Below are 26,725 nucleotides of genomic sequence, written 5' to 3' on the forward strand. Positions count from 1 at the left end.
CCTTCCTTTTACCTACAGTAACTCTCTTCATTCCTATCCGAAGAGAGTTCACTGTTAATAAAAGTTCAATTGGTTTCGCTCTCTACATCATTACGCACTAACGATAAAAAATAGCATATGCTATTCTTTTGATCGCGGAAGTTTAATTTGTTTATTTTCTCTAGATTCTTTGTATAAAACGATTGTACTTCCAATTACTTGAACGATTTCAGCACGTGCGCCTTTTGCAAGTTCTTCTGCAACTTCACGACGATCGAATTCACAGTTTTGTAGCACACTTACTTTAAATAGTTCACGAACTTCTAAAGTATCTGCGATTTGTTTAATCATATTTTCATTTACTCCGCCTTTTCCTACTTGAAAAATTGGTGTTAAATGATGTGCTTGTGCACGTAAAAATCTTTTTTGTTTTCCTGTTAACATATATGTTAGCCTCCAAGCTTTCTTATAACTAATTGTTTCATTCTATCGATATTCGGTACACGCCCTGTCCACATTTCAAATGCAAGTGCACCTTGATAGACAAACATATCAATACCATTTTGAATCATTGCACCTTGCTCTTTTGCCTCACATAAAATTTTCGTTTCAAATGGATTATAAATTATATCTGATACAATCGTCCCTTTTTTTAACGAAGAAATTTGTAATGGCGTATATTCGACGCGTGGATGCATACCTATTGTTGTCGTCTGAATGATAATATCATAATTTCCTTGTTCTTCTGTTGCTTTTTCTAGCGATAAAGCAACAGAATTAACAGTAGCCGTACATGCAGCAATAAGTTCTTTTGCCTTATCTGCTGTACGATTAGCTACATCAATCTCTTTCACACCTACATCAGCAAGAGAAAAATAAATAGCTCGACTAGCACCACCTGCGCCAAGCAATAAAATACGTTTCTCCTGAAGTGGTTCACTACTAATTGACTGCAGCGCTCGGACAAAACCAATTCCATCTGTATTGTAGCCAATCAATTTTCCATCCTTATGAACCACTGTATTTACTGCACCAATTTGTTTTGCTAGCGGGTCAGTCTCATCCAAATAATCCATAATAGCAACTTTGTGCGGCGTTGTTACATTAAATCCTGAAATACCTAATGCTTTTAAACCTCTTACTGCTTCCCCTAGCACTTCCTCTTTAACAAGAAATGCATGATAATGGGCATCCATATTCAAGTGTTCAAATGCATCGTTATGCATAACTGGCGATAATGAATGTCCAATTGGATTTCCGATTACACCATATAATTGTTTCATAAATCCCTCTCCATATTAAATTAAAGATTTACGTAGCGAAACACTTACTCCTTTTGGTACGTGTGCAACAATTTTTGCTCCCGATTCGTTTACCGTAACCCATCCTAATCCAGAGAATACAACATCCGTTTTTGGTTCACGAATATTAAATTCGTATTTCACTAACTCTGGCATATTTTCTAATTCTTCCGGTGTTGGCGGGCTTAGTAAATCCCCAGCATGATTTTTATACAATTCATCTGCTTTCTCAAGCTTTGTACGATGGATTGTTAAACGATTCGAGAAGTGACAAGTAAATGCACGACGACCACCACTTACATAATCAAAACGTGCCAATCCACTGAAGAATAGTGTTTGTTCTTCATTTAATTGGAACACCATTGGCTTAATTTCTTTTGTTGGTGTAATAAGCTTTAAGCTTTCTTTTCCAACATAATGAGCCATTTGATGGTGGTTAATAATACCTGGCGTATCATATAAAGAAGATTCTTCGTCTAACGGAATATCAATTAAATCAAGTGTTGTTCCTGGGAAATGAGATGTTGTAATTACATTTTCAGTCTCATCACTAAATTCTTTAATCATACGATTAATAAATGTTGATTTTCCTACATTCGTACATCCAACAACGTAAACATCTTTTCCGCCGCGGTAATACTCAATAGCATCTGCCAACTCAGCAATCCCTTGTCCCTTTGCTGCACTAATTAAAAAGACATCTTCTGGCTTTAATCCTAGCTGCTTTGCACTATAGCGCATCCAATGCTTTACTTTATCATGTTTTACTGACTTAGGAATTAAATCAGCTTTATTTCCAACAAGTAATACTTTATTATTTCCCACGAAACGATGTAGGCCAGGTAACCAGCTACCATTAAAATCAAAAATATCTACAATTTTAACTACTAACGCATCCGATTTTCCAATTCCATTTAGAATACGTAGGAAGTCATCATCTGTTAATGATACATCTTGAATTTCGTTATAATGTTTCAAGCGAAAACAGCGTTGACAAATTACTTGTTCTTTCTCTAAAGATGAGGTAGGAGCATATCCCACTTCGTTTTTATCTTCTGTTTGAATTTCTACACCGCAACCAATACATTTAATTGTTTCAGTCAAACTTTATTCCTCCCAGTTAATTAAACCTTTTTTCTTCATATTTCTCATAATTCTTCGTTCAATTTTTCGATTAAAGCGCGTTACTAATCCGTCCGTTTGTGCTACCGGTACAACTAAAATTGTATGAAGTCCCACTCGGTTTCCACCTAAAACATCCGTTAGTAACTGATCTCCAATTACTACAACTTCATCTGGTTGCAGGTGCATCTCTTGTATCGCACGCTTAAACGCGCGAACAAATGGTTTACGCGCACTATGAATAAATGGAATACCTAATGGATCAGCAAAGTCTTTCACACGTTGCTCATTATTATTTGAAACGACCGTTACTTGAATACCTTGCTCTTTCATTTTCAAAAACCATTCTTCAAGTTGTGGCGTTGCATTTGGACGATCCCATTCAATTAACGTGTTATCTAAATCAGTAATGACACCTTTAATTCCACGTTTTTTCAAATCTTCTGGTTGAACATGATATACATTTTTTACATATTCATTTGGTAAAAATAGCTTCAATTTCTTTCACCTCTTTGAGGAGTTTTCATAAAAATTTTTCGACAACATATTTCGATATATGACCTGTGGATAAAATTGTACACATTTTCCACATTAATTTTTCAGCCAATTTGGAATTTACTAACAATCTATACACATTTTATCCACCTAGGTATGTGGATAACCACTCGTTTGTGACTGTCATATTTTTTTGGTACATTAAATGCAACAACGAATCAATCCTTAAATTATTAGGAGGTGACTCACCTTGAAAACAAAATATATGGAACAGTTGTCTACTGAGTTACTCACTGAGTCTTATTATAAAGCAAAAGAACTAAAATTAAATCCCGACTTCATTTTACTTATAAAACAAGAAATGATTAGACGCTCATTAGAGGACAAGCTTGTCAAATCGTCTTGATTACATATAAAGTGAAATTTTAATGAGCTAACTTGTAAAAAGAGCCATCCTGCGATGGCTCTCGAATAAACAAGTACTCCCATCTAGGGAATTTCATCATTAAGCATCTTTGTCCATAACTCTTGCTTACAGTTATAAAATGTTTTCTTTACTTATGAGCCGAACGAGTAGCAATTTTTTCACCAAGACGAAGCTCTTGTCCACTCTTCAATTCCTGCACTACTTCTATCATATCTTTTTCAAACAATAACACAACTGTTGAGCCAAATGTAAAGTATGCCATTTCTTCACCTTTTTGAACAGTGTCTCTTTCATGCAACTGCTCAATACTATTAACAAACATAGCTCCTACTTTTACAAGTGCCATATGTTCACCGTCACTATTTACTTCTGTAACAGAGCGATAATTTTTTGACAATGGCTCTTTCCCATATTCCATACCAGCTGCATTTACCGGATATGACTTTCTACCAAGTACAAACCTTTCAGTCACAGAACCAGAAAGCGGACTATGAATACGATGATAATGACTTGGGCTTAAATAAATAACCATGTATGTACCACCTGCATATCGCTTTGCACGTTCTTCATTACCTAGCATATCCACGATTGAATAACGCTTACCTTTAATATCAAATGTTTTTGTGTCCTCAATAGGACCGTGATCAGCAAAAACACCATCAACAGGACTAACGATACTCGATGCATCTGTATCAACACTACGCTTTCCTTCTTTTAGCTTACGCGTAAATAATTCATGCAATGTTCTATATTCCTTCAAACCCTTTTCCATCTCATCTTGGTTAATTTGAAAAACTTTCGCATACGATGGAATAATGATAGAGCTCAAACGAGATTGTGCAAATTTACGTAATATATAAGAAGTAAAACGACCATTTGTAAGTTCGATCATAAGTCGATATAATGTACGTCGCAAATTGCGAAACCTCCTAATCAGTCTATAACTTTAGCTTCCCCTTCTTTTCCTTCTATATCATATGTAAAATTGGTTCTTATTCCCACATATCATATAGAACTGTTTCATTATACATGCGGAAAACTAAGTATGGTATTATTCTTAAATTGTTTAGCACCCTCTAATATTACAGATAGAATCCGTCATTTTCAACAGTGAACATAGATTTCTTCTGAACACAACTCTTTTTCTTTCCTTATTTACAAAAAGAAAAGCAGCCCATTTTAAAATATGGCTGCTTGCAATGTACATTATTCTTTCGCTTTTTTCTCTTTCTCAGCTCTTACAAATTCATGGAACATTTTCATTAAAGCGCGCTTTTCAATTCTTGATACGTAGCTTCTGGAAATACCAAGTGCCTTCGCAATCTCTCGTTGCGTTTTCTCCTTATCAAGCCCCAGTCCAAAACGCTTCACGATTACTTCTTTCTCTCGTTCGTCTAAAATATCGATATACTCTTTAATCTTTTCTAACTCCATACTAAGCTGAATCATATCAATTACATCTTCAGACTCTGATTTTAATATATCGATAAGCGATATTTCATTCCCCTCTTTATCTTGCCCGATTGGATCATGAAGTGAAACGTCTTTTTTCGTTTTTTTCAGTACACGTAAATGCATTAAAATTTCATTTTCAATACAGCGTGCTGCATACGTCGCAAGTTTTGTGCCTTTTCCTGCCGAATAGCTCTCGATCGCTTTAATGAGCCCAATTGTACCAATTGAAATTAAATCTTCTGCATCTTCCCCTGTGTTTTCAAATTTTTTAACGATATGAGCTACAAGCCGTAAATTATGTTCAATTAACAGATTTCTCGCTTGAGCATCACCTTGCTCCATTAACTCTAAGTACTTTCTCTCATCGTCTGATGATAACGGCTGCGGAAACGCATTATTCTTCACATAAGAAACAAAGACAAACACTTCTCGAACCATATATCCAATTGCGGCGAATAGACTCAAACCTTTCACCTCCGCCAAAATAGTGGTCTTTACTATGTGTATGTGGGCGTGAGGTTATTTGTGTCTGTACGATATAAATATGGAATCCTTAGCTTTTTGTCGAGCGAAATAAGTCTTTCATAACTTGAATATTTTTCCAATTTATTATAATATGTAAGATTCCAAAATTTTGAAAGAGGTGTTTTCATGCAATACGCTACATCACAAATCAGAAACCTTGTAATACTCACATCATCATTTTTCTTACTTTCAGCCTGTGGACAACAAACGTCTCCTACAAAAACTGAGGCTACTAAACAAGATACTGCCAACGGAAGATAGCCAAAAAACTGAAGACAGTGCAAAAGCTGAGAACAACGCAAAAACTGAGAACAACCCAAAAGCTGAGAACAACACAAAAGCTGAGAACAACACAAAAGCTGAGAACAACACAAAAGCTGAGAACAACACAACAACTAAAAACAACGCAAAAGCTGAGAACAGCACAACAACTAAAAACAATGCAAAAACTGAGAACAACACAAAAACTGAAAACAACACAACAGCTGAGAACAACACAACAACTAAAAACAACGCAAAAGCTGAGAACAGCACAACAACTAAAAACAACGCAAAAGCTGAGAACAGCACAACAACTAAAAACAATGCAAAAACTGAAAATAATACGAAACCTGAAGCAGAATCTAAAAACACACAAAAAGAGCAACAACCAGCTAAGCAACCAAATAAACAAACTGATACTAATACATTCACAAGTGAAGATGCTATAAAAGTTCTAGAAAAAAGAATGGGAGCTCGCTCAAATGAAATTCGTTACAGCTCCAGAGAAGACAAACTAATTGGCACAATAAATGGTATTAAGCTATACGACGTATTATACGGACGCGAATCTCCTGAAAACTCTCGTGCGCTAAATTTTGCAGTGGGATCTGATGGAAACCTATATGATTGGTCAAAAGCTTAAGATGGTATTCTTCAACCACTTAACGGCAATTAATAAATGATTCTAAGAACATAGTAAAAGCCAATCGATACGTATCGATTGGCTTTTACTAATACTCACTCCAAATTTTCTCCCCGGTATGCGCATCAATATAACGAATTTCTCGACTAAACTCGAAAGGTTCTTTACAATTTTTATCTGTCGTTTGTTTATACAGTAGTTCGTAGTTCGTTTCCTCTACGTCATTTTCTAAAAACCATTCTAAATGAACTCGCATGGCCCCTCTGTATATTGCTAACGCTTTTTCCTTCTTTACTTTTGGTGTTGTTTCGTATGTAAGTAATTCTTTTATAAGGCTGCTTGACTCTCCGGAATAATGCACCACAGCACCATTCTCGGTATTAATGTTGATCATAATATATTTTCCCTCTACTTGAATGTCATTTACATATATTGAGAAGGAAAATCTCTCTATCCCCTCTTCCTCTTCATAATTATCCCAAAGCTGAACATATTTTGTTGCATTCGGGATAATATGCTCCAAAAATTGAAGTGCTTTGTCTAAACATTGGTCTCTTGATAAGAGTGTTTTCCTTTCTTGCTCATCCATCCACATTAAACAGGAAAGTAATTGATTTGTTTCTTTATCTAAAGTAATTACAACGAAGTTATCATGTTTCAATATCGGGGAATACTTTTTATAGAATTCCTCCATTGAATATGCATCTTTCTCTTTTCTTTCTTTTTGTAATTCTTCCTTCAGTACAAATTTCATCTGAATTTCATACTGATCCTCTTTTTCATCTACTTTTATAAATTTTTCTTTATCCCAATCTAATAAATCGAACACATCTTTTCTTTCAATGTTTTTTATCGCTTTAACAACTGGTGCTGTAGAAGCTATTCTATAATGATCGTGCCCAAATAAATCTTTACCTGTACTTGCTTTAATAAACGCATGGCTAGGTTCTGGTTCATATACAAGATGGTACCCTTTTACTTCCTCTCCATTTTCATACTCGCATGAAGAGTGTGTTAAATCCACAAATACAAGTCTCATATCTTGTCTAGCTTTCAAATTTTCTAAGACGCCGTTCTCCTCAACAATTTCACTTGGCCATAGCGGTTTTTCTTGTATAGCTTTTTGTCCATTATAATAAAAGTGGACAACTTCCCCTGAGGAATGAACGTGCACAATACAGCCTGTATTCGGCAATGGATGACCATTCACTTCTTGCATATAATTTACTTCTTTCCGACCACGCCTGTCGTCCTTAACCGTTACATATGTATAAAATTCATATCCTTCTTTTGTATATTTTTTTAAGAATGCATTTGCAATCTCTCTTGCTTTATTCTCTCCTATCGCTTCCTTACCACTCGAAAAATATTTTTTATCATCTATACTAAATTCGATTAAATTACCAGTATGTCTATTCAGCGTAATTTGTATCGTTCTCTCCTCATCGTCTTTATGTTCCCACCATAATAGATGATATGGGTCATCCACACCTTCTTGATCATCTACGACAAGCCTATAATCATCTGGAATATCAATCATATGAGCCACTTGCTCTTTTCTTTCTTTATCTTTTTGATTCATCATACCTCTCCTTTATTACAATTTAAGGTAATTATAACAAATAAAACTAAATGGCTATAAACAAAAAAGACTAGAGATATCTCTAGTCTTCTACTTCGTCTCACGATGTAGCGTTACTCGCTTTAATCGTGGACAATATTTTTTTAGTTCGATGCGCTCTGGATTGTTTCGTTTATTTTTTTTAGAAATATAATTACGATCACCGCACTCCGTACAAGCTAATGTAATATTTATACGCATATGCAATTCTCCTTTCTTTCAAAAATCGCAAACTAAAACGTAATGATTACGATTTACACGTTATATAACTTTATTCTATTTGTCAATTACAAAACAAAAGGGATCTAAATAGAACCCTTTTGTTTAAATAATCTATACCTTATATTAAAATGTTTCGTATGTAACAAACTCACTAATCGGCTTTCGATATCCTCGTGGGCGAATTTTAGTAGTATCACTTTTTCCTATCGTAATCATTAAAACAGGTACTACATGCTCCGGCATATTTAATTCACTTTGTACTGCTTTTTCATCGAAACCAATCATTGGACACGTATCATAGCCATAATATTTAGCTGCGTACATAAAAGTCATCGCGCTTAACGAAGCATTTCTAATCGCTTCCTCTTCCATGAAGCGTTCTCCTTTTCCTTCATATAACCCTTGCGTTTGTCTAATTGTATCTTCATATTCACATTCATCAATCATCTTTAAAACCTTCATACCGAAATAAATATTTTCGACATTTTGGTATGCTCTCTTATCACCACAAACAAGTATTACCGCAGATGCACTCGATACTTTATATTGTCCGAAAGCTAGCTCTTTTAATCTTTCTTTTCGCTCTTGATCACGAATTACAACATAATGTGTATGTTGCAAATTGTAACAAGATGGCGAAAGCTTTGTTAGCTCAAATATTTTTTTAAAATCCTCATCAGGGATTTCTATTCCTTGTACAAATTTCATTGCGGAACGTCTGGCAATTGCTAATTCTTCAAAGTTCACCGTATAGCCTCCTTAATAACCGTAAATTCAAATATACATTAATTTATACAATTGAATAAATCAAATAAAAACACTTTAAATTATGGATAATGATGATGATTTACAAAAAAAAGACAAAAATCTGAAACAATTAGTTCATACGAAATTCACACGAATCTATTACTATAAGAATTGTACATAGTGAATTTATTAACAATCACGTTTATTCATATAGAATCTTACTCGAAAGGAGTTGAAAGTATGAAAACTAAATATCGTTTTATGATCTCCTCATTTGCTGCTTGCGCTTATATGCTTTGGTATTTAGTATAATAACAACCTCACTTGTAAATAGGAAAAGGTGTGTATATAAATGGAATATAATCAATCAACAGTTAACTACTGGAAAGCTTTTGTACTACCGTATACATTTGCTTTAGAAGAGTTAAAAACTAAATTTGAAATTATGAACCGGGAAGCTCAATTTTTAGAGGATTACAACCCGTTTGAACATATAAAAACAAGATTAAAACAACCTGAAAGTATTATTAAAAAGCTTGAACGTAAAAATTTATTACCGACAGTTGAGAATGCGCAAACACATTTACAAGATATCATCGGCATTCGTATTACATGTTGCTTCGTAGAAGATATTTATCATTTAAAAGAAGTCATTCAAAAGCGTGAGGATATGGAAATCATAGAAGTAAAAGATTATATCGCTAATCCAAAGGGAAACGGATATAAAAGTTTACACATGATCATTAAGTATCCTTTATCACTGAATTCTGGTACAAAAGATGTATTTGCAGAAATCCAGTTACGTACACTTGCTATGGACTTTTGGGCAAGTTTAGAACATAAACTTTATTATAAATATGAGGGGAAAATACCTGAGTATTTAAAAGATGAACTACATGATGCAGCAATGAAAGCTGAAGATCTTGATAATAAAATGGCAACAATTCGCCAAGATATTGATGATATCGAAGCATGTTCGAATCAAATTCTGTTACCACTATAAAAAAAAGGTTCTCTCCAATGAGAACCTTTTTTATTTCGCTATTTACGGGCAGTAAGGCTCTCTGATTAAAGGTTCACGTTATTTTTTCCCTATCGTGCGAACTTCTTCAATTTTCCAGCCATCCTCTTCTTTTCCAAGTGCATACTGTACTTTCTTCTGAAGAGTGACCTCTCCCTCTATTTCCTTTTCCTTTGTTTCAACTACAACATACCCTGCTTTACTAGCGTTCATGTCTATATGTTCCAATTCAATTTTCTTATTTCCCTTTTGAAAAGCGGCTTCTTTTTGTGTTTTTAAATCTTCAGCACTAGGCATCTTCTTTGAAAATAACTCCATATGTTCAGCAAGATTTTTTTCATTTGTCGTCCGTACAAATTTCTCCATAACATCTTGAATCGATTTCTCTTCTTCTTTCGTTATTTGTACCTTCTCCTCAATTTTTTTAGTAGTAGATTTTTGTTCTATATGATTCTCCTTGGATTGACATCCAACTAGCAATACTACACCTATTAGAAGGGATCCTATCCCTCTGAAAAAAGCCCTCATCTTTCCTATCTCCTAAAAAGAAAAGTGAGGCATTTCGCCTCACTTTTCTTGATAATTAGCGTCTTCCTTTATTCGGATCGCCACCGCCAACAATATCAAAGACACGTTTAGCGATATTTGTATTCTCTTGAACGCCAGAGAACAAGTATTTACCAGGGCCAAATGCATATACGTTTACATCTTCCCCCGTATGTCCACCTGTCGTCCATCCTGTAACCGAACGCTTATTGAAAATATCCTCAATCGCATTATCAATCTTTGTTACATCTTTTGAAGGAGCAATATCATTTACCGCTTTAATTTCTTCTGGTGTTAATTGTAAATCAATATATTTTTTCAATGTCTCTTCTACATTTGCACCTTTTGCAATCTCATTTGCCATGAAGTCTGGTGTGCGTTTTGCAGCTTTAATTGGATCTACTTTAAAGTTATACTCACCATTCGCACCTAAAGATAATCCGCCAGTAGCGTGGTCTGCCGTTGCAACGACTAACGTATTTTTATCTTTTTTCGCAAACTCAATCGCTGCTTTAAATGCTTTTTCAAAGTCTTCCATTTCACTCATTGCACCTACGATATCATTATCGTGTCCAGCCCAGTCGATTTGACTTCCTTCAACCATTAAGAAGAAACCATTTTTATTTTTGTTCAAACGCTCAATTGCTGCATTTGTCATTTCTTCTAATGAAGGTGTCTTCTCATTACGGTCAATCATTTTATCTAAACCGCCTGGTGCAAATAAACCTAAAATTTGATCGTTTTTATCATTTAACAATTGATCTCGATCTGTTACGTAGCTATAACCAGATTTCTTAAACTCTTCTGTAAGATTACGATCTTTTCTAACAAAGTTTTTTACGCCGCCGCCAAGCATAACGTCTACTTTATGCTTCCCTTTAATTTTTTCATCAAAATAATCATTTGCAATTGCATCCATATTTTTACGACTAATGTCATGCGCACCGAAAGCAGCTGGTGTTGCATGTGTAATTTCAGAAGTAGCAACTAATCCTGTTGATTTCCCTTTTTCTTTCGCTTGTTCAAGAACAGTTTTCACTTCTGCTTTATCATTATCAACTGCAATTGCTGCATTATATGTTTTAATTCCTGCTGACATAGCTGTTGCTGCAGATGCAGAGTCTGTAATATTTTCATGCTCATCTTCCGGATATGTCTTTTGCGTTCCTACAAGATGCTTATCAAATTCTGTAGATTCCATCTCAAAAGTTTTTGGATTATCTTTCATATAACGGTGAGCCGTCATGTATGAAGGTCCCATACCATCCCCAATTAATACGATGACATTTTTAATCTTTGCATTGCTTCCGCTCTCATCTGCATTAACCTCACTAGAACGAGTAAAATTCCATGTTGCTACCGAAGTAACAGCTAACGACGCCACAACTGCAAATGGCCATGCTTTTTTTACAAACTTTTTCACTATATTGTCCCCCTAATTAGGTTATTCATTTCCCACTATCAAATTTAATAGAAGACTATTAAGAGAAAATTAGTTATATGTAAATTTTTTGTTAACTTATGTAAATATCAGTTATAATTTGTATAAGTTTGTCTGTTAGTATCAACATTCTTCGCCTTTACAATCCAAATATAAACAAGTTGGATTTCATTTAACGTAAATCTCTTATTTAACATTTTCAATCTACTTTTATGAAAATTAATAGAAATGTGGGGAGTATTTATGAAAACAATAAAGCTAGATGAATCTTTTATTTTTGATTTACTCGACCTTTGCAAAGCTATTGGATGGTTACAAGATAAAGCATTTATGAAAAAGCAATTCGAAATGTATCTTTCTCTCGGCACACTTATTGGTTATATGCATGAAAATAAACTGATTGCAGCTGGAGGAGTATTTCCTTTTAAAGATAGTTTTTCTACTATTGGCATGTTAATCGTTCATCCTAATTTTCAAGGCCGAGGCATCGGGCGTATTTTGCTAAATCGTTGCTTAGAACACACTCTCCCAAAACAACCAATTGCACTTCTTGCAACAAAAGCTGGCGAGCCTCTTTATACATCATGCGGATTTCAAACAGTAACAACGATTCATCGTTTTGAGAAACAAACTACTAAAACACATATTACTCATACGCAACAAGTGAAAGAACAAGATCTTGTCTCACTTATTTCTCTCGATCAAATTACAACTGGTGCTAATCGTTCCTTACTTTACTCATCGCTATTACCAAGAACTAGCCACTCTTTTAAAATTGAGAGAAATAACTGTATAGAAGCTTTTTCCTTATGTATACAAAAAGGAAATATATTATGCGTCAATCCACTTATCGCAAAGCAAGAGAAGGATGCTATTCAATTATTCAAGAAAATCTGCGAGTGTTGGAGTGGCACAGTAAGGATTGATGTCCCACATTCACAATTTTCATTTCGTAAATTTCTTCAAATCGAAAATTTCCAAGAAACGCTTCTTTCACCTCTTATGATGAAAAATGGTAGCCAACTTCCTGGAAATCGTAATATGCTATTTGCTATGATAGACACAGCGTTATGTTAGAAAGGGGACACCTAATTGAAGCGATTTAGCTATTTTATGGTAGGTTGTCTTACTCTTACACTATTAGTAGGATGTAGTGCAGCAGAAAAACCAGTAGAGCAAGTAAAACAAGTGAAAAATACACTTACAGCGAAACTAGCTACCGAGGAAAAAATGGTAGAAATAGATGGTCAAACCATTTACTTTAAAAAGATTGGTAATGAAAAACCACCTTTACTTATGATCCATGGATTTGGAGGATCGTCAGATGGTTTTCAAAAGATTTACTCAGACTTAGCAAAAGATCATACAATTATTTCTGTAGATGCTTTAGGATTCGGGCGCTCATCTAAGCCGATGGATTTTTATTATTCTTTCCCCACCCATGCAAATTTGTATTATAAATTAATGAAAAAACTAGGTTATGATTCGTTTGCAATACTAGGACACTCAATGGGTGGAGAAATTTCTCTTAATTTAACGTATTTATATCCTGAAGCCGTTACCCACCTTATTTTAACTGATGCTACAGGCGGTCATCATACATTCGTTAATAAACAAGGTTCACCAAAACCACAGTTGTCGACTGATTTAAATACTGTTTCTACTATTGCAGATTATGATGAAAACAAAGTTAAATCCAAGCGTAATGATGAAGAGCATTACAATAAAATGAAATTATGGCCTAGACGTCTTCAAATCAATGCAAATGAAATTAAACAACCAACCTTAATTATATGGGGAAGAAATGATAGTAGCGTTTCTTGGAAAGAAGGAGAAACGTATCATCAATTCTTAAAAAATAGTACTTTCCATATTATCGAAAAAGGTTATCATGCACCATTTCGTCAAGAACCACAAGAATTTGTAGGTTATGTAAAAGAATTCTTTAAGAACAATCCAATAAAAGTTGAAAAATAACATAAGCGGGTATCTCATTTTGAGATACCCGCTTTCATATATTAAGCAGCTTGCTTTTGGCGTTTTTGAGTTTTTGAACCTAATACTTTTGGAATAACGAAACCATCTATTCCAAATTTACCAGCATTCATACCAGAAATTAGAACGAACATTGATAGAATAACCATTTCAGGATTCACACCAATTGACCCACTAAACATATAGGAAAAGTTCATTACAAGACCGAAAAAGACCGCTGTTTTTGTTAAACAGCCTACAATTAAACCGATTCCGACTAAAATTTCTCCCCACGTTACAAGTGTATTAAATAGATCAACGTTTGGAATTGCGAAATCTTGTAAAAATGATGCCCACCAAGATTGAACAGCCGGTTGTGCTCCTTTAGATTTTTCAATTGCACCTTGTAAATAACCAGTTGCATCGAACCCTTTTCCTTGTAGTTTACCGATTCCAGCCATTAACCATGTATAACCAAGATACACTCGAATTACTGCCAACAAAAAAGAAACTGCTTTGTTTTCTCTTAAAAATTGAATAACCATATCTTCCTCCTAAAGTTGTAATTAAGTTAGTTACAGATAATATAATATCATTAGTTACTTATTTTTAAAATGTTAATCATGAATAATTTGTGACATACATAAAAAACATTAAATACTAATATATAGTAACTTCTATTAACTGTAAAAACTTGAACATATCATACCATAGGTGATAATCATTTTCATTGAAGAAAATGTAAAAAAAATGTGAGTTAAGTGTGAAACACATTTATTCGAATATAGAATAAATGTGTTTTCACTATTTATAGAATTGAAATGTACGTGTCTCCTCATCGATTAATTTTGCCTCTTGAAAAGCATCTTCTAACGTTTTTTCATGGCTAATAAGCCCATAAAATAAGCGTATTGTAAACATAAGTGCTGCATTCCCATCTACATAATCTATCGATCCAATATACGATTTCGCTCCACTACGTAAAAAAGATTCTACTAGTTTTCGATCCCCTAACGTACACCCACTATTTACAATATGTGTATTATGCAATTTTGCATATTTATAAATTTCTGCTGCACCAAAGTATCCCCTCGGTCATCTTGTTCATATATATCTTCACTTAACTCTTCCATAACAAACTTTCCTTCCTCACCATGAAAGCAAAAAATAACATAATTGATATCATTATATAAACCCTTTCCAGAAAGAATATTAATGAACTCTCTCGGTCTACGGATCCAGTATGTTACAACTTTTGCCCTAAAATATTCAAGCGATGCTCGGATTGATTGCACCTCTAAAACAGAATTAAAGCCAACTACTAATTCAGCATACACCCTCCATCCTATAATTAGATCTCATCAATCAGACTTTCAAGGGATACATCCATTTCATATATACCCGTTTCTTGCAAAAAATCAGATCTAGTTAAAACGACTTTCTGTACATATTGCCTATACGCTGTAATTGTCCCGTCGTGAGATACAATGCAAATTTTTTCAGCGCCTAGCTCATAGCACCAAAGAAAAAATTCATCTACTATTTGCTGAAAACGATTCTCTGAAATAGTATTTATACCTTCCGTCCATAACTGCTTATTTGTACTTTTCTCTATCGAAAAATGTGGAAATAAATTTGCTATCATTTCCTGATCTACTATGTCATCACATGGTAATGTTTTCGCTCCTTCTCGATAAGGAAAAATACGTGGGGATACATATGGGTGGACGATTTTTTGACAAGCTACTTTCGCACTCCATATTGCCGCTGTTTGTAAAGTTCTACGTGTAGGACTAACAATTAATATATCCGTTTCTTGTAATGGCACATTGCATTGAAGTAATTTAGCCTGATTCTTTCCCTCATCCGTTAATGGCGGATGAAGCACTTGTAAACTTGACGGCAAATCCTTTGTATGTTCACCTTCTCCGTGCCGAACAAAGACAAGCTTCATATCCAGCCTCCTCTCTCTATGAAATCCTCTTACATATTTCTTCCCTACCTCATTCTTTATTCCTGCTATATGAAAAACTGGTATGTAAAAAACATTTGACACAATTAATTGAAAAACATTACAATTATAATATGTAAAATACTTTTTACAAGAGAGAGAGAGGGGAATCACAAATATGAAATGGATTATCGCCTTTATCGGAATGATCATATGGGGATACATAAATGGATTTTTTAATAGTGATAAAACCGCTAATCCTTGGATTACAGATGATGAACGTGAAACAAAAATTAAACAGAAAGCAATTATTGCAAGCTGGTCTGGTGTTTTCATGTTTTGTATCATTAACCTCTTAAACAAATGGTTAGGTTTAGGAACGAGTAATACATCACCTTACTTACCATCTTCTGTCGCAACTATTTTAAAAGAAAATGTAGAGTTACAAGTTTTACTTATGCTATTTATTACGTATGGCATATTTTACGTATACTATCGAAGAAAATTAAGCGCTTAACTTTTATCTCATGATTATCCTCCTAAATGGTTATAGTAATTAGGACGAAATGAAAGGAGCGATATAAAAATGAGTAACTCGAATGACTTTTTAGATACACTACATGAAAAACAAGCAAAAGATGAACAAAATAGAAAGCGTCAGGGAAACGGAAACCCCGCGAAAAAAAAGCCAAATAAAACACATAAATAACAATAAAAAACCTGCCTAAAATTATCTTTTAGGCAGGTTTTTTATTCTTCTTTTACCGAGATGACATTTTCCCAGTTCCATTTCTCATAATACCATTCTGGTACATCTATATTTTCAATCCACTTCTTTTCCTGTTTTCCATCACTACTGGAAAGCCATACATTGGCTTTCTTACGGTCTGAACGTATCCATATTAATTGATTGTTCTTCTTCATAAAGATGGGATGATAGTCACCTTGCTTATGGGGTGGCTTTGTGATTTGATGTTGTTCGTCGCTTGTACTATCGATCTCATATAAGGATGGCAGTGGCCTTTTTTCTGGCGGAGTTTCTATCCCTGCCTCTTTTGCTCGTGAAACGATCATTACTTTATCGTTCTTCCATACAAAATCCCAATCGACATATCCTTTCGGCGTAAAGGTGTTCTGCTGAAGTGCCGGCAGCTCTTTTACTTTTAAATGTTTATTCTCTAACGCAACTCTTCCGCTTCCTTCAATATAAGCTAAAATATTCTTGGATGGCGCCCATTTGAACCATTGTGTGTTTAATAACATTTGATCTACCTTTTCAAAGCGACTGCCATCTGCTCGAACTAAGCAAAGCGTATTACTATCAGCTGACCACGAAGCTGTCGGTACCGCTAAAAATGAAATCCACCTTTGATCCGGTGACCACTCAAACCCACTTGCAACTAGCGCTAGAAAATCATCATGTTCATTTGGTAATGCATACAAATGCTTCATTTTGTGAGGATTCATATGTGCATCTATTTGCACTTCATATAGCTGAGCTCCTGTCCATCCTGTTGGAAGTAAGTGTGCTTCAGAAGATACAAGAAACTTCTTTCCATCAGGGTACCATGCATAATCACCTACACCAGCTGACACATTTTCAAAATCTGTATTCTTATTTTTGACATCAAACGTATTTAATGTATTTGCAAATACAAATGCAATTATATTCTCTTTCGGTGACCATTGATAATTCGATACCTCAGATTGCAATGGCCTAACTTTTTTTCCATCTTCCAGTCGGTACAACTCCAAGGTGTTTTGCTTCTTTCCTTTAGCATAAGAAATCCATTCTCCATCATGAGACCATTTCGGCCCTGTTATGTACTCGCCTTTTGTTATTTGTTTTTCTTTTCCATCAATTTTAACCCAAAGATCATGATGACGAATAAAAGCAACCTTCACCCCATTATGTTCCGCACGAGTACTAAACATTGAAGATAAAAAAATAAACAAAACCACACTACTACTCACGATAATTTTTTTCATACGTCCCTCCATTTTCTTATAGCATTCCTCATATTCCACTTACTATATGCGAATTTCACTCCGCATTGATTGGCAGTTACTGCACAATTGTTGTGGATTTATGCACAGTGGAGGATGGGCTTCCCCCACTGTGTATGAGCCATTCGACATAATCCCAAAAAATTTCCCATAAATTTTTTAATTCAAAGAGGATTGGTATGAATTATGTCGAAAGTATAGTTTAGCCAACATTCGATTTTATATTTCAGAACAAAAATGTAAGATAACTTTTCTGAATATTGGCACTTTTTATTAGGGGGAGTTTCAATGAAAAAAACTACATCTGCACTATTAAGTATGGCGCTTGTCTTTTCTAGTTTTGGAGCTTTAAGCGCGCATGCTGAATCGCTGCAAAAGGAGAAGCAATTTAGTCCACAGTTAAAAGCGAATATTGAGCAATGGGGAGAAAACAAAATCGCGCAAAATGTTGAAACAAAAACATCAAAAGAAATTTCAGTCATTGTAGAATTGCATCATGCTCCGCTCGCTTCACAAAGTAACATTCAGCATGCTCCAGATTTAAAAAATGGAAGTGTGCAATCATACCATGCACAACTAAAAAAGGCGCAAGAGGATACAACAAAGAAAATTAAAGAAAAAGCACCAAAAGCAAAGATAAAAGAAACGTATAGCACGTTATTTTCTGGATTCTCTATTTCTATCCCAGGAGATCAAGTTGCTGCTTTAGCTTCTTTACCCGAAGTAAGAGCTGTTTATCCGAACTTAACATATAAATTGCATGAAACAGCAAAAAGCGCTACTAAAGAAGAAGCACCAAATATTGGCGGACCGACAATCGGTGCACCTGAAGCATGGAATTTAAAAGATCCATCTGGCAAACCGCTTGATGGAAAAGGTATGAAAATCGCTATTATTGATTCTGGCGTAGACTATACACACCCCGACTTACAAGCAAACTATATCGGTGGATACGATACAGTCGATGAGGATAACGATCCGATGGATGGTAACGTACACGGTACTCATGTAGCTGGTATTATTGCTGGTAACGGAAAAATTAAAGGCGTTGCTCCGAATGCTTCTATACTCGCTTACCGTGTCATGAACGATGGTGGAACTGGTACGACCGATGATATTATCCAAGGTATTGAGCGCGCTATTCAAGATGGTGCTGACGTTTTAAATTTATCTCTCGGTCAAGATTTGAATGTCCCTGATCAACCTGTAACAATGACGTTAGAACGCGCAGCAAAACTTGGTGTTACTGCAGTTGTTTCAAATGGAAATGATGGACCAAAACCTTGGTCTGTTGATGCTCCTGGTAACGCAAGTAGTGTCATCTCTGTTGGCGCATCGACTGTTTCTATTCCATTCCCAACATTCCAAGTAGCTGGTTCTAATAAATCTTACCAAGGATCACCGTTATCAAAAGCAGATTTCCAAGTAGGAAACGATGCTCAGCTTGTCTATGTTGGCTACGGTAATTCAAGTGATTACGCTAAACAAGATGTGAAAGGGAAGTTCGCCCTTGTTTTACAAGGAACTTCAAGCACGTTAGTAAAGGCAGAACAAGCGAAACAAGCTGGAGCTATCGGGGTGCTACTAATTTCTAATGAAAAAGAAATTAATATTATGCCTGAATATTTTGGCCGTGAAGAGATAGCTCTTCCAGTTATGCAACTATCAAATACAAATGGTGAAGAGTTGAAAAATTTAATTACAAAAAGAAAGAAAAATATAAAAATTGGACAACCGAACAAAACAGAACTTATTGGTAACTTTAGTTCCAGAGGACCATCACAAGGAAGTTGGCTCATAAAACCTGATGTTGTTGCACCTGGCGTACAAATTACTAGTACGGTACCAAGGGGTGGCTATGAATCTCACAACGGAACAAGTATGGCTGCGCCACAAGTAGCAGGAGCCGTTGCCTTACTACGTCAAATGCATCCTGATTGGACGACAGAACAATTGAAATCTGCTCTTGCCAACACTGCAAAAACATTAAAGGATGTCAATGAAAATACATATCCTGTTATGGCACAAGGATCAGGTTTAATTAACATTCCGAAAGCAGCTCAAACGGACGCGTTAGTGAAACCGAACAATGTAAGTTTCGGTCTTATTAAACCGAATAGCGGCAAAGTGAAACTAACACAAAATATTACGTTACAAAATCTTTCTAGTAAAAAGAAAAGCTTTTCAACTCGTGTAGAATTACTAGATGCAAACACAAAAACAAAAGTAAAAACTTCTGTTCCTTCATCGATTAGCGTACAGCCGAATAGTAATACTGAAAAACCATTGACTATCACTGTCGATAGCTCATTACCACAAGGTGTGTATACTGGGAATCTGTATGTAAAAGAGCAAGGGAAAACTGAAGAAATGCGTATTCCATTTACATTTAGTATCGACCCTAAAGATTATAAACGTATCGACGGTCTCGAAATTATTAATTCTACTTTTAGTCCAAACGGCGATAACATATTAGATGATAATCTCATCAACTACTATTTAGTTGCTCCAGTCGAAGATGTAACGTTACACGCTAACTTAGTTACAAAAGAACGTGTGACATACCAAGGAATGATTTATCAAGGAAAAAATGAAACAGCAGGTTATAAACCTTTCAAATGGAATGGTACAAAAATAGATGGATCACCACTAGCGGATGGTCTATATCAAATTGAAGCTGTTGCTTCTAATTCAGGCGGAGAAACGAAACAAACAGCGGCTGTATTTATTGACCGAACTGCACCGAAATTAACACATGAAGTTGATCAAGAAAATCTCGTAATTAGAGGAAAAGTTGACGATATCCTACTAGATTGGATGACAGAATCTGGTTGGGTTGCACCTGGTATTCCAGTGAGAATGCAATATGAAATTAATGGAAATGGCATGTGGGAAAGTGCGTTCCTGAATCCTTGGGAGAAAAGTTATGATATTTATTTCGATCGTAACCAATTACAACAAGGAAAAAATACTATTCATATTGTAGCAACTGATGCAGCTGGAAATACATCTAATTTAAATGTTGACTTAGAAGTGAAATAAAGTAAAACTTTAATCAGCCCTCACCAATCGGACGTTTACGGACAGTAAAGCTTCCATCTAACTTCTTTGCTCCGGCCGAATTTTGAGGTAGAAGTTTTACTGCCCACAAATAGCGGGATAAAATTATTGTTGACAATCTTTTAAAAATAGTTTTATAATACGAAACATAGTTTAGTTGAACGAATTATATATCGGCTTTGAAGGAATACTAGTAGCGACTTATATCCCTGTCTCAGAGAACTGATGGTTGGTGCGAATCAGTACATATACAAGCGTGAATTACAATTCTGGAGCTTCTTTCCCGTAGTGCACATAATGCATGAAGAGAAAGACGGATCTTTCCGTTATCTTAAAGTGAGTGGTAAACAATTTTTCTGTTTACAATTAGGGTGGTACCGCGATTTTTATCGTCCCTATCGGATTTTCCGATAGGGGCTTTTTTGCGTCCGTCCCTTTGCACAATTTCATATATACGCGTTGAAAGAATCGCAGTAATATCTTATATCCCTGTTACAGAGAGCTAATGGTCGGTGGAAATTAGCACATATATAAGTATGAATTACAATTCTGGAGCTTCTTTTTCGTAGTGCTTGTACGCATGAAGGAAAAGACGGAGTTTTTCCGTTATCATTAATTGAGATGTAAGTATGTTTTCACTTACAAATAGGGTGGTACCGCGATTCTTTCGCCCCTATCGGATTTTCCGATAGGGGCTTTTTCTATTTCTCACAGAAACAAATGTTAAATAATTCCGAATCTTGTGATAAAATTTTATAAGCGCTTACAATTTTGAAAGGTGGTGGTTCCAGCTATACCCAACCAATATTCAACTTTATAGAAAACAAGGAGGATGTCTAAATGACAAAGAAAACAGAAATTCCATCGCATTTAAAACCATTCGTATCCACGCAGCATTATGATCAATATACACCGGTGAATCACGCTGTTTGGCGTTACATTATGAGACAAAATCATAGTTTCTTAAAAGACGTTGCTCATCCAGCCTATGTGAACGGACTACAATCATCTGGTATAAATATAGATGCAATTCCAAAGGTAGAAGAAATGAATGACTGTTTAGCACCAAGCGGATGGGGAGCTGTAACAATTGATGGACTTATTCCCGGCGTAGCATTCTTTGATTTCCAAGGACACGGATTACTACCAATCGCAACAGATATTCGCAAAGTAGAAAATATCGAGTATACACCAGCTCCAGATATCGTACACGAAGCAGCAGGACACGCACCTATTTTACTGGATCCTACATATGCGAAGTATGTGAAACGCTTTGGACAAATTGGTGCGAAAGCTTTCTCTACAAAAGAAGAACATGATGCTTTTGAAGCTGTTCGTACATTAACAATCGTAAAAGAAAGCCCTACTTCTACTCCTGACGAAGTTGCCGCTGCTGAAAATACTGTAATTGAAAAACAAAAATTAGTTTCTGGTTTATCAGAAGCTGAACAAATTTCACGTCTTTTCTGGTGGACAGTAGAATATGGGTTAATCGGAAATATAGATGCTCCAAAAATATATGGTGCTGGTCTCCTTTCTTCTGTTGGCGAAAGCAAACATTGCTTAACAGACGCTGTAGAAAAGGTTCCATTCTCTATCGAGGCATGTACAGGTACAACTTATGACGTAACAAAAATGCAACCACAACTATTTGTTTGTGAATCATTTGAAGAATTAACCGAAGCACTTGAAAAGTTTTCTGAAACAATGGCCTTTAAAACTGGTGGAAAAGAAGGTTTAGAAAAAGCGATTCGCTCTGAAAACTATGCAACTGCTGAACTAACTAGTGGATTACAGATTACAGGTACATTCAGCGAGACAATTGAAAACGATGCAGGTAAAGTGATTTACATGCGAACAAATTCGCCAACTGCATTAGCAATTCATAATAAACAACTAGCGAATCATTCTACCTCTGTACACAGTGACGGCTTTGGAACACCAATTGGATTACTCACTGAAAATATTGCATTAGAAAATTGTACAGATGAACAACTACAATCATTAGGAATTACAATTGGAAATATTGCTGAGTTTACTTTTGCAAGTGGTATTCATGTAAAAGGAAAAGTAACAGATATTATAAAAAATGATAAGAAAATTGCTCTTATTTCCTTTATCGATTGCACAGTTACTTATAACGCCCGCGTATTATTTGATGCTTCATGGGGCGCATTTGATATGGCTGTTGGCTCACAAATCATTTCAGTATTCCCAGGAGCAGCAGATGCAGCATCATTTTTCCCAATTGATGAAGAAACAGAGGAAACTCCAGCACCTCTTGCATTAACTGAGCTGGATCGTATGTATCAAACAGTTCGTGATATTCGAGGTGGAGGTATTTTACACGACGCACATGTCGATCAATTAGTAGCAATTCAAGAGGTATTAAATAAATTTTATCCGAAAGAATGGCTGCTTCGCCTTGAAATATTAGAATTACTTTTAGAGCATAACAAAGGACACGAAACATCAGCAGCATTATTACAACAACTTTCTACTTTCACAAATGACGAAGCTGTAACACGCCTTATTAACAATGGTCTTGCACTATTGCATGTAAAGGATGTGAAAAATGATGCTACGATTAACTGAAGAAGAAGTTCAAGGGGAATTATTAAAGGTGGATAAATGGATGATAAAAGATGAAAAATGGATTGAACGAAAATATATGTTTTCCGACTACTTAAAAGGAGTCGAATTTGTCTCTGAAGCCGCCAAACTATCAGAAGAACGTAATCACCATCCATTTATCCTTATCCAGTATAAAGCAGTCATTATTACTTTGTCATCTTGGAATGCAAAAGGTTTAACGAAACTAGATTTTGAGCTTGCAAAGCAGTTTGATGAACTATTTTTACAAAACGAAAAAGCAATTATAAGAAAGTAAAAAAAGAGAAGCCTTTTTTAGGCTTCTCCTTTAATTTTGAAATGGATACAATGTCCAAATGGATCCTGGGCTTGTAATATTCCATCTTTGTACGTAGCAATCTTGCCAATATTTTTTAAGCTTTCACATACTTGCTCTTTTTGTTTTTCATCTGCTAGTACAATTGTGAAATATTTCAAGCCAACAGAATTTGGCATTTGCGGCGGTATTCCTTCACCTTGCCACGTATTTAAACCGATATGGTGATGATAGCCACCTGCCGATACGAACAACGCGCCATTACGAGCTGGGATTGTTACTTCAAAACCAAGACCATCCACATAGAAACGTTTCGCTTCTTCCAAATCAGCTACATGGAAATGAATATGCCCCATCACAGTACCAGCTGGAAAACCATTCCACGCAATTCCTTGCTGCAATAATTCTTCACCAGCTAACGGGTTACTAACAAATGGTAGTTCTCCATTCTCATCACGCCAAACTTCTTTTTGGCGATCATGATAAATTTCAATCCCGTTTCCATCTGGATCAGCTAAATAAAGGGCCTCACTAAAGTAATGGTCGGCTCCGCCGTGCAGTGGATATACCATTTCTACAAGATGACGAAGAATATTCGCTAAATCCTGTCTACTTGGTAGTAAAATTGCGTAATGATATAACCCCGTTCTCCCTCTTTGCTTTGGTAAAGCTTCTTTCTTTTCTTCAATAATAAGGAGTGGTTCGTTATTTTCATTCCCAAATGTAACGACCATTTCATCTTCTTTTAGTACTTTCATACTTAGTACTTCTGTATAAAACTCTAGTGATTTCTTTATATTTGATACATATAAATGAACAACATCAAGTGTTGTATCGGGATGAAGTTGAAAACTCATCTTGTTAGCCCCCCATTTAATTTAGTTCTTCTTTGACATTTTCTCTTTTAAGAAATTATCTACAAAACCGTCTGCTTTCGCAACAAATAAGTACGCACCCATTGCTAACAATGCAAGTTCTAATTCGAAGCCAGGATTTTTTCCATCTCCTAATAAACCAGCTGACCATTTTACTTTTACAATTGCTCCAACCATTACAAGTGCAAATAATAATCCAATATATCTTACACCTAAACCTAGAATTAACAATATACCACCAACTACTTCCGCTGTTGCTACACCGTATGCAAGACCTCCTGGTAAACCAATGCTTGTAAACCACCCTGCAATATTGTCAATCCCCGATTGGAATTTTGTTAAACCGTGCATAAAGAATGTTACCCCTAACACGATACGAATAATTAAGTTACCGATATGTTGATTCATTTCATTCTCTCCTTTATAGTTTTCTTATACAAAACTTTTATTTACATTACAAAACATACACTAATTTTTTTTATTCGTCAATTCATTTTCACTGGGAAAAAATATATTTTTTTTGCTATGATACAAATAGTTGTTTACAAAAAGGAGCTTGATTTTATGAATATTGGTTCTGCAATACGTGAAATTCGTCAACGTAGAGGCATAACAATCGCACAAATTTGTGAGGGAACAGGTCTTTCTAAAGGATTTATGAGTCAGGTTGAAAATAATAAAACATCACCATCTATCTCAACTTTAGAAACAATCTCCAATTTTTTAAACGTTCCCCTTCCCTATTTATTATTAGAACAAAAAGATCGGTTGAAAGTTGTCAAAAAGGTAGAGCGTAAATACAGTGTATACGGAAAAGATGAACAAAGAATTGAACATGTTGCAGAGCAAGGTGGCCTCCGCCTAAACCTCGTGGAAATTCCTGCTGGATTTCCGAAAGAAAATATACCAAATGCCCATGAAGGGGAAGAATGTCACCTTGTATTACGCGGAAAACTTGAAGTTCAACATGGAGAAGATATTGCAATAGTAGAAGAAGGTGATTCTTTCTCCTGGAATGCATGTGTTCCTCATATCGTTCGTAATATAGGGGAGGAAACTGCATTATTACTCATCTCTAGTCATGCAGAAAATCGAAAACGTGTTTATTAAATAAAAAAGAAGCCTGTAAATCAGGCTTCTTTTTTATCACCTTATAACGCCATAACTTGTCCCAACTAGTACAGTCTTTTCATGTTGATTGCGATAAACTGACTCGATTGAAACCTTTTTATATCCTTCCATCTGTTCAATATTTGTTAAAGTTAATTCACAAGTGATCGTATCTCCTGTAAAAACCGGTCTAATAAACTCACTTACTAATTCTCTTGCTATGTAATGTAATTCTTCTCCTACTTTCGTTCCAATACTAGCAGTTAATAAACCATGAACCATTAAACGTCCTTTTTCATCATATTCCATATGATGCCTACCTTTATCTCCTGTAATATTTGCAAATTCAAAAACCTCTTCCTCAGTAAATCTTCTTTCGTATTTAAATACATCCCCAACTTTTACATTCATTTTTATCCCCCGTTTAATAAACAGAATTTTCTTTTATTTTATCATAAAATGAGTCTCAGTTCAGTTTATATTATTAAAATAGCGATCCTTTTTCTACACTATCTTACTTTTATCGGTGCCCATCTTTTTTTGCTACTTGATACCCGTAGTACGCACATGTTCCATTTCTCGATAACTCTCTCACCTCAAAACCACAACTTCTATAAAAATCAAAATTATTCGCAGATGTATGTGCAAACCAGTCTCCATGTGGCAACTTTTGCAAACAAAGAGCGACAAGTTTCTTACCTAATCCCTTCCCTCTATATTCACATTTCACAACTAAATTTACTATGTTCGCGATCATGATTCCATCAGAAATGACTCTAACCATCGCAATCATCTCTTCTTCATCCCAAATTGTGAATGCCCATGTTGAATTTTCAAATGCTATCGTGAATTTTTCAATTTGCCAAGAAGGGATATTATCATTACTCCAACCAGCATCTTCGAATAAAGTTTTAATTGCATATGCTGGCACACCATTCGTTCCCTCACGAATAATAAGGCCATTATGATAAATATACATGTAATCCCCCCTTTATTTTTATATACCATTCTTCAAAAGATGCAATTTACCTTTT

The 26,725-nt window shown here is 35.3% G+C and carries 28 protein-coding genes, 2 pseudogenes and 2 other annotated features; of the genes and pseudogenes, 11 read left to right on the plus strand and 19 right to left on the minus strand.

Annotated elements, in window-relative coordinates; translation table 11 throughout:
- Window positions 1-120: 120 nt before the first annotated feature.
- From yhbY to QCI41_RS12065, 4 genes are read right to left on the minus strand one after another with little or no spacing between them, the layout of a single operon-like run.
- Entirely contained in the window at window positions 121-423 is a 303-nt protein-coding gene (gene yhbY / locus QCI41_RS12050) for a ribosome assembly RNA-binding protein YhbY (RefSeq protein WP_000955225.1), read from the minus strand.
- 5 nt (window positions 424-428) lie between these two features.
- Window positions 429-1,262 (minus strand): shikimate dehydrogenase, encoded by an 834-nt coding sequence (aroE, locus tag QCI41_RS12055; protein WP_353837411.1) that lies wholly within the window; start codon window positions 1,260-1,262, stop codon window positions 429-431.
- A 15-nt stretch (window positions 1,263-1,277) separates the two neighbouring features.
- Entirely contained in the window at window positions 1,278-2,384 is a 1,107-nt protein-coding gene (gene yqeH, locus QCI41_RS12060; RefSeq protein WP_000140797.1) for a ribosome biogenesis GTPase YqeH, read from the minus strand.
- 3 nt (window positions 2,385-2,387) lie between these two features.
- A complete protein-coding gene (locus QCI41_RS12065) occupies window positions 2,388-2,900 on the minus strand; it encodes a YqeG family HAD IIIA-type phosphatase (protein WP_000765308.1) in 513 nt (170 codons plus the stop codon).
- Between the two features lie 247 nt (window positions 2,901-3,147).
- Between QCI41_RS12065 and sda the strand changes: the two genes are divergently transcribed.
- Window positions 3,148-3,303, plus strand: coding sequence for a sporulation histidine kinase inhibitor Sda (sda, locus tag QCI41_RS12070; protein ID WP_000853283.1), 156 nt, complete (start codon window positions 3,148-3,150; stop codon window positions 3,301-3,303).
- A gap of 148 nt (window positions 3,304-3,451) precedes the next feature.
- Here the strand turns inward: sda and QCI41_RS12075 are convergent, their stop codons facing one another.
- Window positions 3,452-4,240 (minus strand): phosphatidylserine decarboxylase, encoded by a 789-nt coding sequence (locus QCI41_RS12075; RefSeq protein WP_353837410.1) that lies wholly within the window; start codon window positions 4,238-4,240, stop codon window positions 3,452-3,454.
- A 290-nt stretch (window positions 4,241-4,530) separates the two neighbouring features.
- Complete coding sequence (gene sigK, locus QCI41_RS12080; protein ID WP_000051382.1) at window positions 4,531-5,244, minus strand: RNA polymerase sporulation sigma factor SigK; 714 nt, start codon at window positions 5,242-5,244, stop codon at window positions 4,531-4,533.
- Window positions 5,245-5,430: 186 nt separating this feature from the next.
- On the opposite strand from sigK, the pseudogene QCI41_RS12085 reads away from it, so the two are divergent.
- A pseudogene (locus QCI41_RS12085) lies at window positions 5,431-6,208 on the plus strand (hypothetical protein).
- An 88-nt stretch (window positions 6,209-6,296) separates the two neighbouring features.
- On the opposite strand, the gene QCI41_RS12090 reads toward QCI41_RS12085, so the two are convergent.
- The 3 genes from QCI41_RS12090 to QCI41_RS12100 form a co-directional block, all read right to left on the minus strand.
- Window positions 6,297-7,793, minus strand: coding sequence for a YcdB/YcdC domain-containing protein (locus QCI41_RS12090; protein WP_353837409.1), 1,497 nt, complete (start codon window positions 7,791-7,793; stop codon window positions 6,297-6,299).
- A gap of 87 nt (window positions 7,794-7,880) precedes the next feature.
- A complete protein-coding gene (gene rpmG / locus QCI41_RS12095; RefSeq protein ID WP_306183995.1) occupies window positions 7,881-8,030 on the minus strand; it encodes a 50S ribosomal protein L33 in 150 nt (49 codons plus the stop codon).
- 144 nt (window positions 8,031-8,174) lie between these two features.
- Entirely contained in the window at window positions 8,175-8,798 is a 624-nt protein-coding gene (locus QCI41_RS12100) for a nitroreductase family protein (RefSeq protein WP_353837408.1), read from the minus strand.
- A 352-nt stretch (window positions 8,799-9,150) separates the two neighbouring features.
- Between QCI41_RS12100 and QCI41_RS12105 the strand changes: the two genes are divergently transcribed.
- The gene (locus QCI41_RS12105; RefSeq protein WP_000456212.1) at window positions 9,151-9,801 is read left to right on the plus strand and encodes a GTP pyrophosphokinase; all 651 of its coding nucleotides are present in this window, start codon (window positions 9,151-9,153) and stop codon (window positions 9,799-9,801) included.
- Window positions 9,802-9,879: 78 nt separating this feature from the next.
- On the opposite strand, the gene QCI41_RS12110 is transcribed toward QCI41_RS12105, so the two are convergent.
- Both QCI41_RS12110 and QCI41_RS12115 read right to left on the minus strand, forming a co-directional pair.
- Window positions 9,880-10,347, minus strand: a complete 468-nt coding sequence (locus tag QCI41_RS12110) for a hypothetical protein (RefSeq protein WP_001201021.1) — start codon at window positions 10,345-10,347, stop codon at window positions 9,880-9,882.
- Window positions 10,348-10,402: 55 nt separating this feature from the next.
- Window positions 10,403-11,788, minus strand: a complete 1,386-nt coding sequence (locus tag QCI41_RS12115; RefSeq protein WP_000714921.1) for an alkaline phosphatase — start codon at window positions 11,786-11,788, stop codon at window positions 10,403-10,405.
- A 261-nt stretch (window positions 11,789-12,049) separates the two neighbouring features.
- Here QCI41_RS12115 and QCI41_RS12120 point away from each other — a divergent pair, with 261 nt between their 5' ends.
- Window positions 12,050-12,883 carry a GNAT family N-acetyltransferase gene (locus tag QCI41_RS12120; RefSeq protein WP_353837407.1) on the plus strand — a complete coding sequence of 278 codons (834 nt, stop codon included), beginning with the start codon at window positions 12,050-12,052 and terminating at the stop codon, window positions 12,881-12,883.
- Window positions 12,884-12,898: 15 nt separating this feature from the next.
- Window positions 12,899-13,783: an alpha/beta fold hydrolase gene (locus tag QCI41_RS12125; protein ID WP_098189889.1), complete on the plus strand. Its 885-nt coding sequence runs from the start codon at window positions 12,899-12,901 to the stop codon at window positions 13,781-13,783.
- Window positions 13,784-13,824: 41 nt separating this feature from the next.
- Here the strand turns inward: QCI41_RS12125 and QCI41_RS12130 are convergent, their stop codons facing one another.
- The 3 genes and pseudogenes from QCI41_RS12130 to QCI41_RS12140 all read right to left on the minus strand — a co-directional run bounded on the left by QCI41_RS12130 (window position 13,825) and on the right by QCI41_RS12140 (window position 15,734).
- Window positions 13,825-14,325, minus strand: coding sequence for a DoxX family protein (locus QCI41_RS12130; protein WP_060488247.1), 501 nt, complete (start codon window positions 14,323-14,325; stop codon window positions 13,825-13,827).
- A 259-nt stretch (window positions 14,326-14,584) separates the two neighbouring features.
- Window positions 14,585-15,117 (minus strand): annotated as a pseudogene (locus QCI41_RS12135) (delta-aminolevulinic acid dehydratase).
- A gap of 14 nt (window positions 15,118-15,131) precedes the next feature.
- Window positions 15,132-15,734, minus strand: a complete 603-nt coding sequence (locus QCI41_RS12140) for a histidine phosphatase family protein (protein WP_255258660.1) — start codon at window positions 15,732-15,734, stop codon at window positions 15,132-15,134.
- Window positions 15,735-15,909: 175 nt separating this feature from the next.
- On the opposite strand from QCI41_RS12140, the gene QCI41_RS12145 reads away from it, so the two are divergent.
- The gene (locus QCI41_RS12145; protein ID WP_000871130.1) at window positions 15,910-16,248 is read left to right on the plus strand and encodes a hypothetical protein; all 339 of its coding nucleotides are present in this window, start codon (window positions 15,910-15,912) and stop codon (window positions 16,246-16,248) included.
- Between the two features lie 69 nt (window positions 16,249-16,317).
- Window positions 16,318-16,440, plus strand: a complete 123-nt coding sequence (locus tag QCI41_RS12150) for a DUF4023 domain-containing protein (RefSeq protein ID WP_000071861.1) — start codon at window positions 16,318-16,320, stop codon at window positions 16,438-16,440.
- Between the two features lie 41 nt (window positions 16,441-16,481).
- Here the strand turns inward: QCI41_RS12150 and QCI41_RS12155 are convergent, their stop codons facing one another.
- Window positions 16,482-17,720 (minus strand): TolB family protein, encoded by a 1,239-nt coding sequence (locus QCI41_RS12155; protein WP_088082375.1) that lies wholly within the window; start codon window positions 17,718-17,720, stop codon window positions 16,482-16,484.
- Between the two features lie 306 nt (window positions 17,721-18,026).
- Here QCI41_RS12155 and QCI41_RS12160 point away from each other — a divergent pair, with 306 nt between their 5' ends.
- From QCI41_RS12160 to QCI41_RS12170, 3 genes are all read left to right on the plus strand, one after another.
- Window positions 18,027-20,780 (plus strand): S8 family serine peptidase, encoded by a 2,754-nt coding sequence (locus QCI41_RS12160; protein ID WP_353837406.1) that lies wholly within the window; start codon window positions 18,027-18,029, stop codon window positions 20,778-20,780.
- Between the two features lie 188 nt (window positions 20,781-20,968).
- Window positions 20,969-21,198, plus strand: a binding site (T-box leader).
- Between the two features lie 50 nt (window positions 21,199-21,248).
- Window positions 21,249-21,476: a binding site (T-box leader), on the plus strand.
- Window positions 21,477-21,638: 162 nt separating this feature from the next.
- Window positions 21,639-23,393, plus strand: a complete 1,755-nt coding sequence (locus tag QCI41_RS12165; RefSeq protein ID WP_353837405.1) for an aromatic amino acid hydroxylase — start codon at window positions 21,639-21,641, stop codon at window positions 23,391-23,393.
- Window positions 23,374-23,688, plus strand: a complete 315-nt coding sequence (locus QCI41_RS12170) for a 4a-hydroxytetrahydrobiopterin dehydratase (RefSeq protein ID WP_046957588.1) — start codon at window positions 23,374-23,376, stop codon at window positions 23,686-23,688. Before QCI41_RS12165 ends, QCI41_RS12170 begins: the two co-directional genes overlap by 20 nt.
- 17 nt (window positions 23,689-23,705) lie before the next feature.
- On the opposite strand, the gene QCI41_RS12175 is transcribed toward QCI41_RS12170, so the two are convergent.
- Entirely contained in the window at window positions 23,706-24,563 is an 858-nt protein-coding gene (locus QCI41_RS12175; protein ID WP_000009823.1) for a VOC family protein, read from the minus strand.
- A 21-nt stretch (window positions 24,564-24,584) separates the two neighbouring features.
- Window positions 24,585-24,989, minus strand: a complete 405-nt coding sequence (locus QCI41_RS12180; protein ID WP_001071550.1) for a DoxX family protein — start codon at window positions 24,987-24,989, stop codon at window positions 24,585-24,587.
- Between the two features lie 156 nt (window positions 24,990-25,145).
- Between QCI41_RS12180 and QCI41_RS12185 the strand changes: the two genes are divergently transcribed.
- The gene (locus QCI41_RS12185) at window positions 25,146-25,691 is read left to right on the plus strand and encodes a helix-turn-helix domain-containing protein (RefSeq protein ID WP_001020697.1); all 546 of its coding nucleotides are present in this window, start codon (window positions 25,146-25,148) and stop codon (window positions 25,689-25,691) included.
- A gap of 36 nt (window positions 25,692-25,727) precedes the next feature.
- Here QCI41_RS12185 and QCI41_RS12190 read toward each other — a convergent pair whose 3' ends face one another.
- The gene (locus QCI41_RS12190) at window positions 25,728-26,102 is read right to left on the minus strand and encodes a hotdog family protein (protein ID WP_353837404.1); all 375 of its coding nucleotides are present in this window, start codon (window positions 26,100-26,102) and stop codon (window positions 25,728-25,730) included.
- A gap of 109 nt (window positions 26,103-26,211) precedes the next feature.
- On the minus strand, window positions 26,212-26,670 hold the full coding sequence (locus QCI41_RS12195) for a GNAT family N-acetyltransferase (RefSeq protein WP_000276111.1): 459 nt from the start codon (window positions 26,668-26,670) through the stop codon (window positions 26,212-26,214).
- Between the last annotated feature and the right edge of the window lie 55 nt (window positions 26,671-26,725).

Origin of the sequence: Bacillus cereus group sp. MG4 (assembly GCF_040460055.1) — a bacterium.
GTDB classification, from domain to species: domain Bacteria; phylum Bacillota; class Bacilli; order Bacillales; family Bacillaceae_G; genus Bacillus_A; species Bacillus_A wiedmannii.

Excerpts from the sequence above, each read along its gene's own strand:
- yhbY (WP_000955225.1), bottom strand. The coding sequence starts at position 423 with ATGTTAACAGGAAAACAAAAAAGATTTTTACGTGCACAAGCACATCAT.
- aroE (WP_353837411.1), bottom strand. The coding sequence starts at position 1,262 with ATGAAACAATTATATGGTGTAATCGGAAATCCAATTGGACATTCATTA.
- QCI41_RS12090 (WP_353837409.1), bottom strand. The coding sequence starts at position 7,793 with ATGATGAATCAAAAAGATAAAGAAAGAAAAGAGCAAGTGGCTCATATG.
- rpmG (WP_306183995.1), bottom strand. The coding sequence starts at position 8,030 with ATGCGTATAAATATTACATTAGCTTGTACGGAGTGCGGTGATCGTAAT.
- QCI41_RS12105 (WP_000456212.1), top strand. The coding sequence starts at position 9,151 with ATGGAATATAATCAATCAACAGTTAACTACTGGAAAGCTTTTGTACTA.
- QCI41_RS12110 (WP_001201021.1), bottom strand. The coding sequence starts at position 10,347 with ATGAGGGCTTTTTTCAGAGGGATAGGATCCCTTCTAATAGGTGTAGTA.
- QCI41_RS12120 (WP_353837407.1), top strand. The coding sequence starts at position 12,050 with ATGAAAACAATAAAGCTAGATGAATCTTTTATTTTTGATTTACTCGAC.
- QCI41_RS12130 (WP_060488247.1), bottom strand. The coding sequence starts at position 14,325 with ATGGTTATTCAATTTTTAAGAGAAAACAAAGCAGTTTCTTTTTTGTTG.
- QCI41_RS12140 (WP_255258660.1), bottom strand. The coding sequence starts at position 15,734 with ATGAAGCTTGTCTTTGTTCGGCACGGAGAAGGTGAACATACAAAGGAT.
- QCI41_RS12145 (WP_000871130.1), top strand. The coding sequence starts at position 15,910 with ATGAAATGGATTATCGCCTTTATCGGAATGATCATATGGGGATACATA.
- QCI41_RS12150 (WP_000071861.1), top strand. The coding sequence starts at position 16,318 with ATGAGTAACTCGAATGACTTTTTAGATACACTACATGAAAAACAAGCA.
- QCI41_RS12155 (WP_088082375.1), bottom strand. The coding sequence starts at position 17,720 with ATGAAAAAAATTATCGTGAGTAGTAGTGTGGTTTTGTTTATTTTTTTA.
- QCI41_RS12160 (WP_353837406.1), top strand. The coding sequence starts at position 18,027 with ATGAAAAAAACTACATCTGCACTATTAAGTATGGCGCTTGTCTTTTCT.
- QCI41_RS12165 (WP_353837405.1), top strand. The coding sequence starts at position 21,639 with ATGACAAAGAAAACAGAAATTCCATCGCATTTAAAACCATTCGTATCC.
- QCI41_RS12170 (WP_046957588.1), top strand. The coding sequence starts at position 23,374 with ATGATGCTACGATTAACTGAAGAAGAAGTTCAAGGGGAATTATTAAAG.
- QCI41_RS12175 (WP_000009823.1), bottom strand. The coding sequence starts at position 24,563 with ATGAGTTTTCAACTTCATCCCGATACAACACTTGATGTTGTTCATTTA.
- QCI41_RS12180 (WP_001071550.1), bottom strand. The coding sequence starts at position 24,989 with ATGAATCAACATATCGGTAACTTAATTATTCGTATCGTGTTAGGGGTA.
- QCI41_RS12185 (WP_001020697.1), top strand. The coding sequence starts at position 25,146 with ATGAATATTGGTTCTGCAATACGTGAAATTCGTCAACGTAGAGGCATA.
- QCI41_RS12190 (WP_353837404.1), bottom strand. The coding sequence starts at position 26,102 with ATGAATGTAAAAGTTGGGGATGTATTTAAATACGAAAGAAGATTTACT.
- QCI41_RS12195 (WP_000276111.1), bottom strand. The coding sequence starts at position 26,670 with ATGTATATTTATCATAATGGCCTTATTATTCGTGAGGGAACGAATGGT.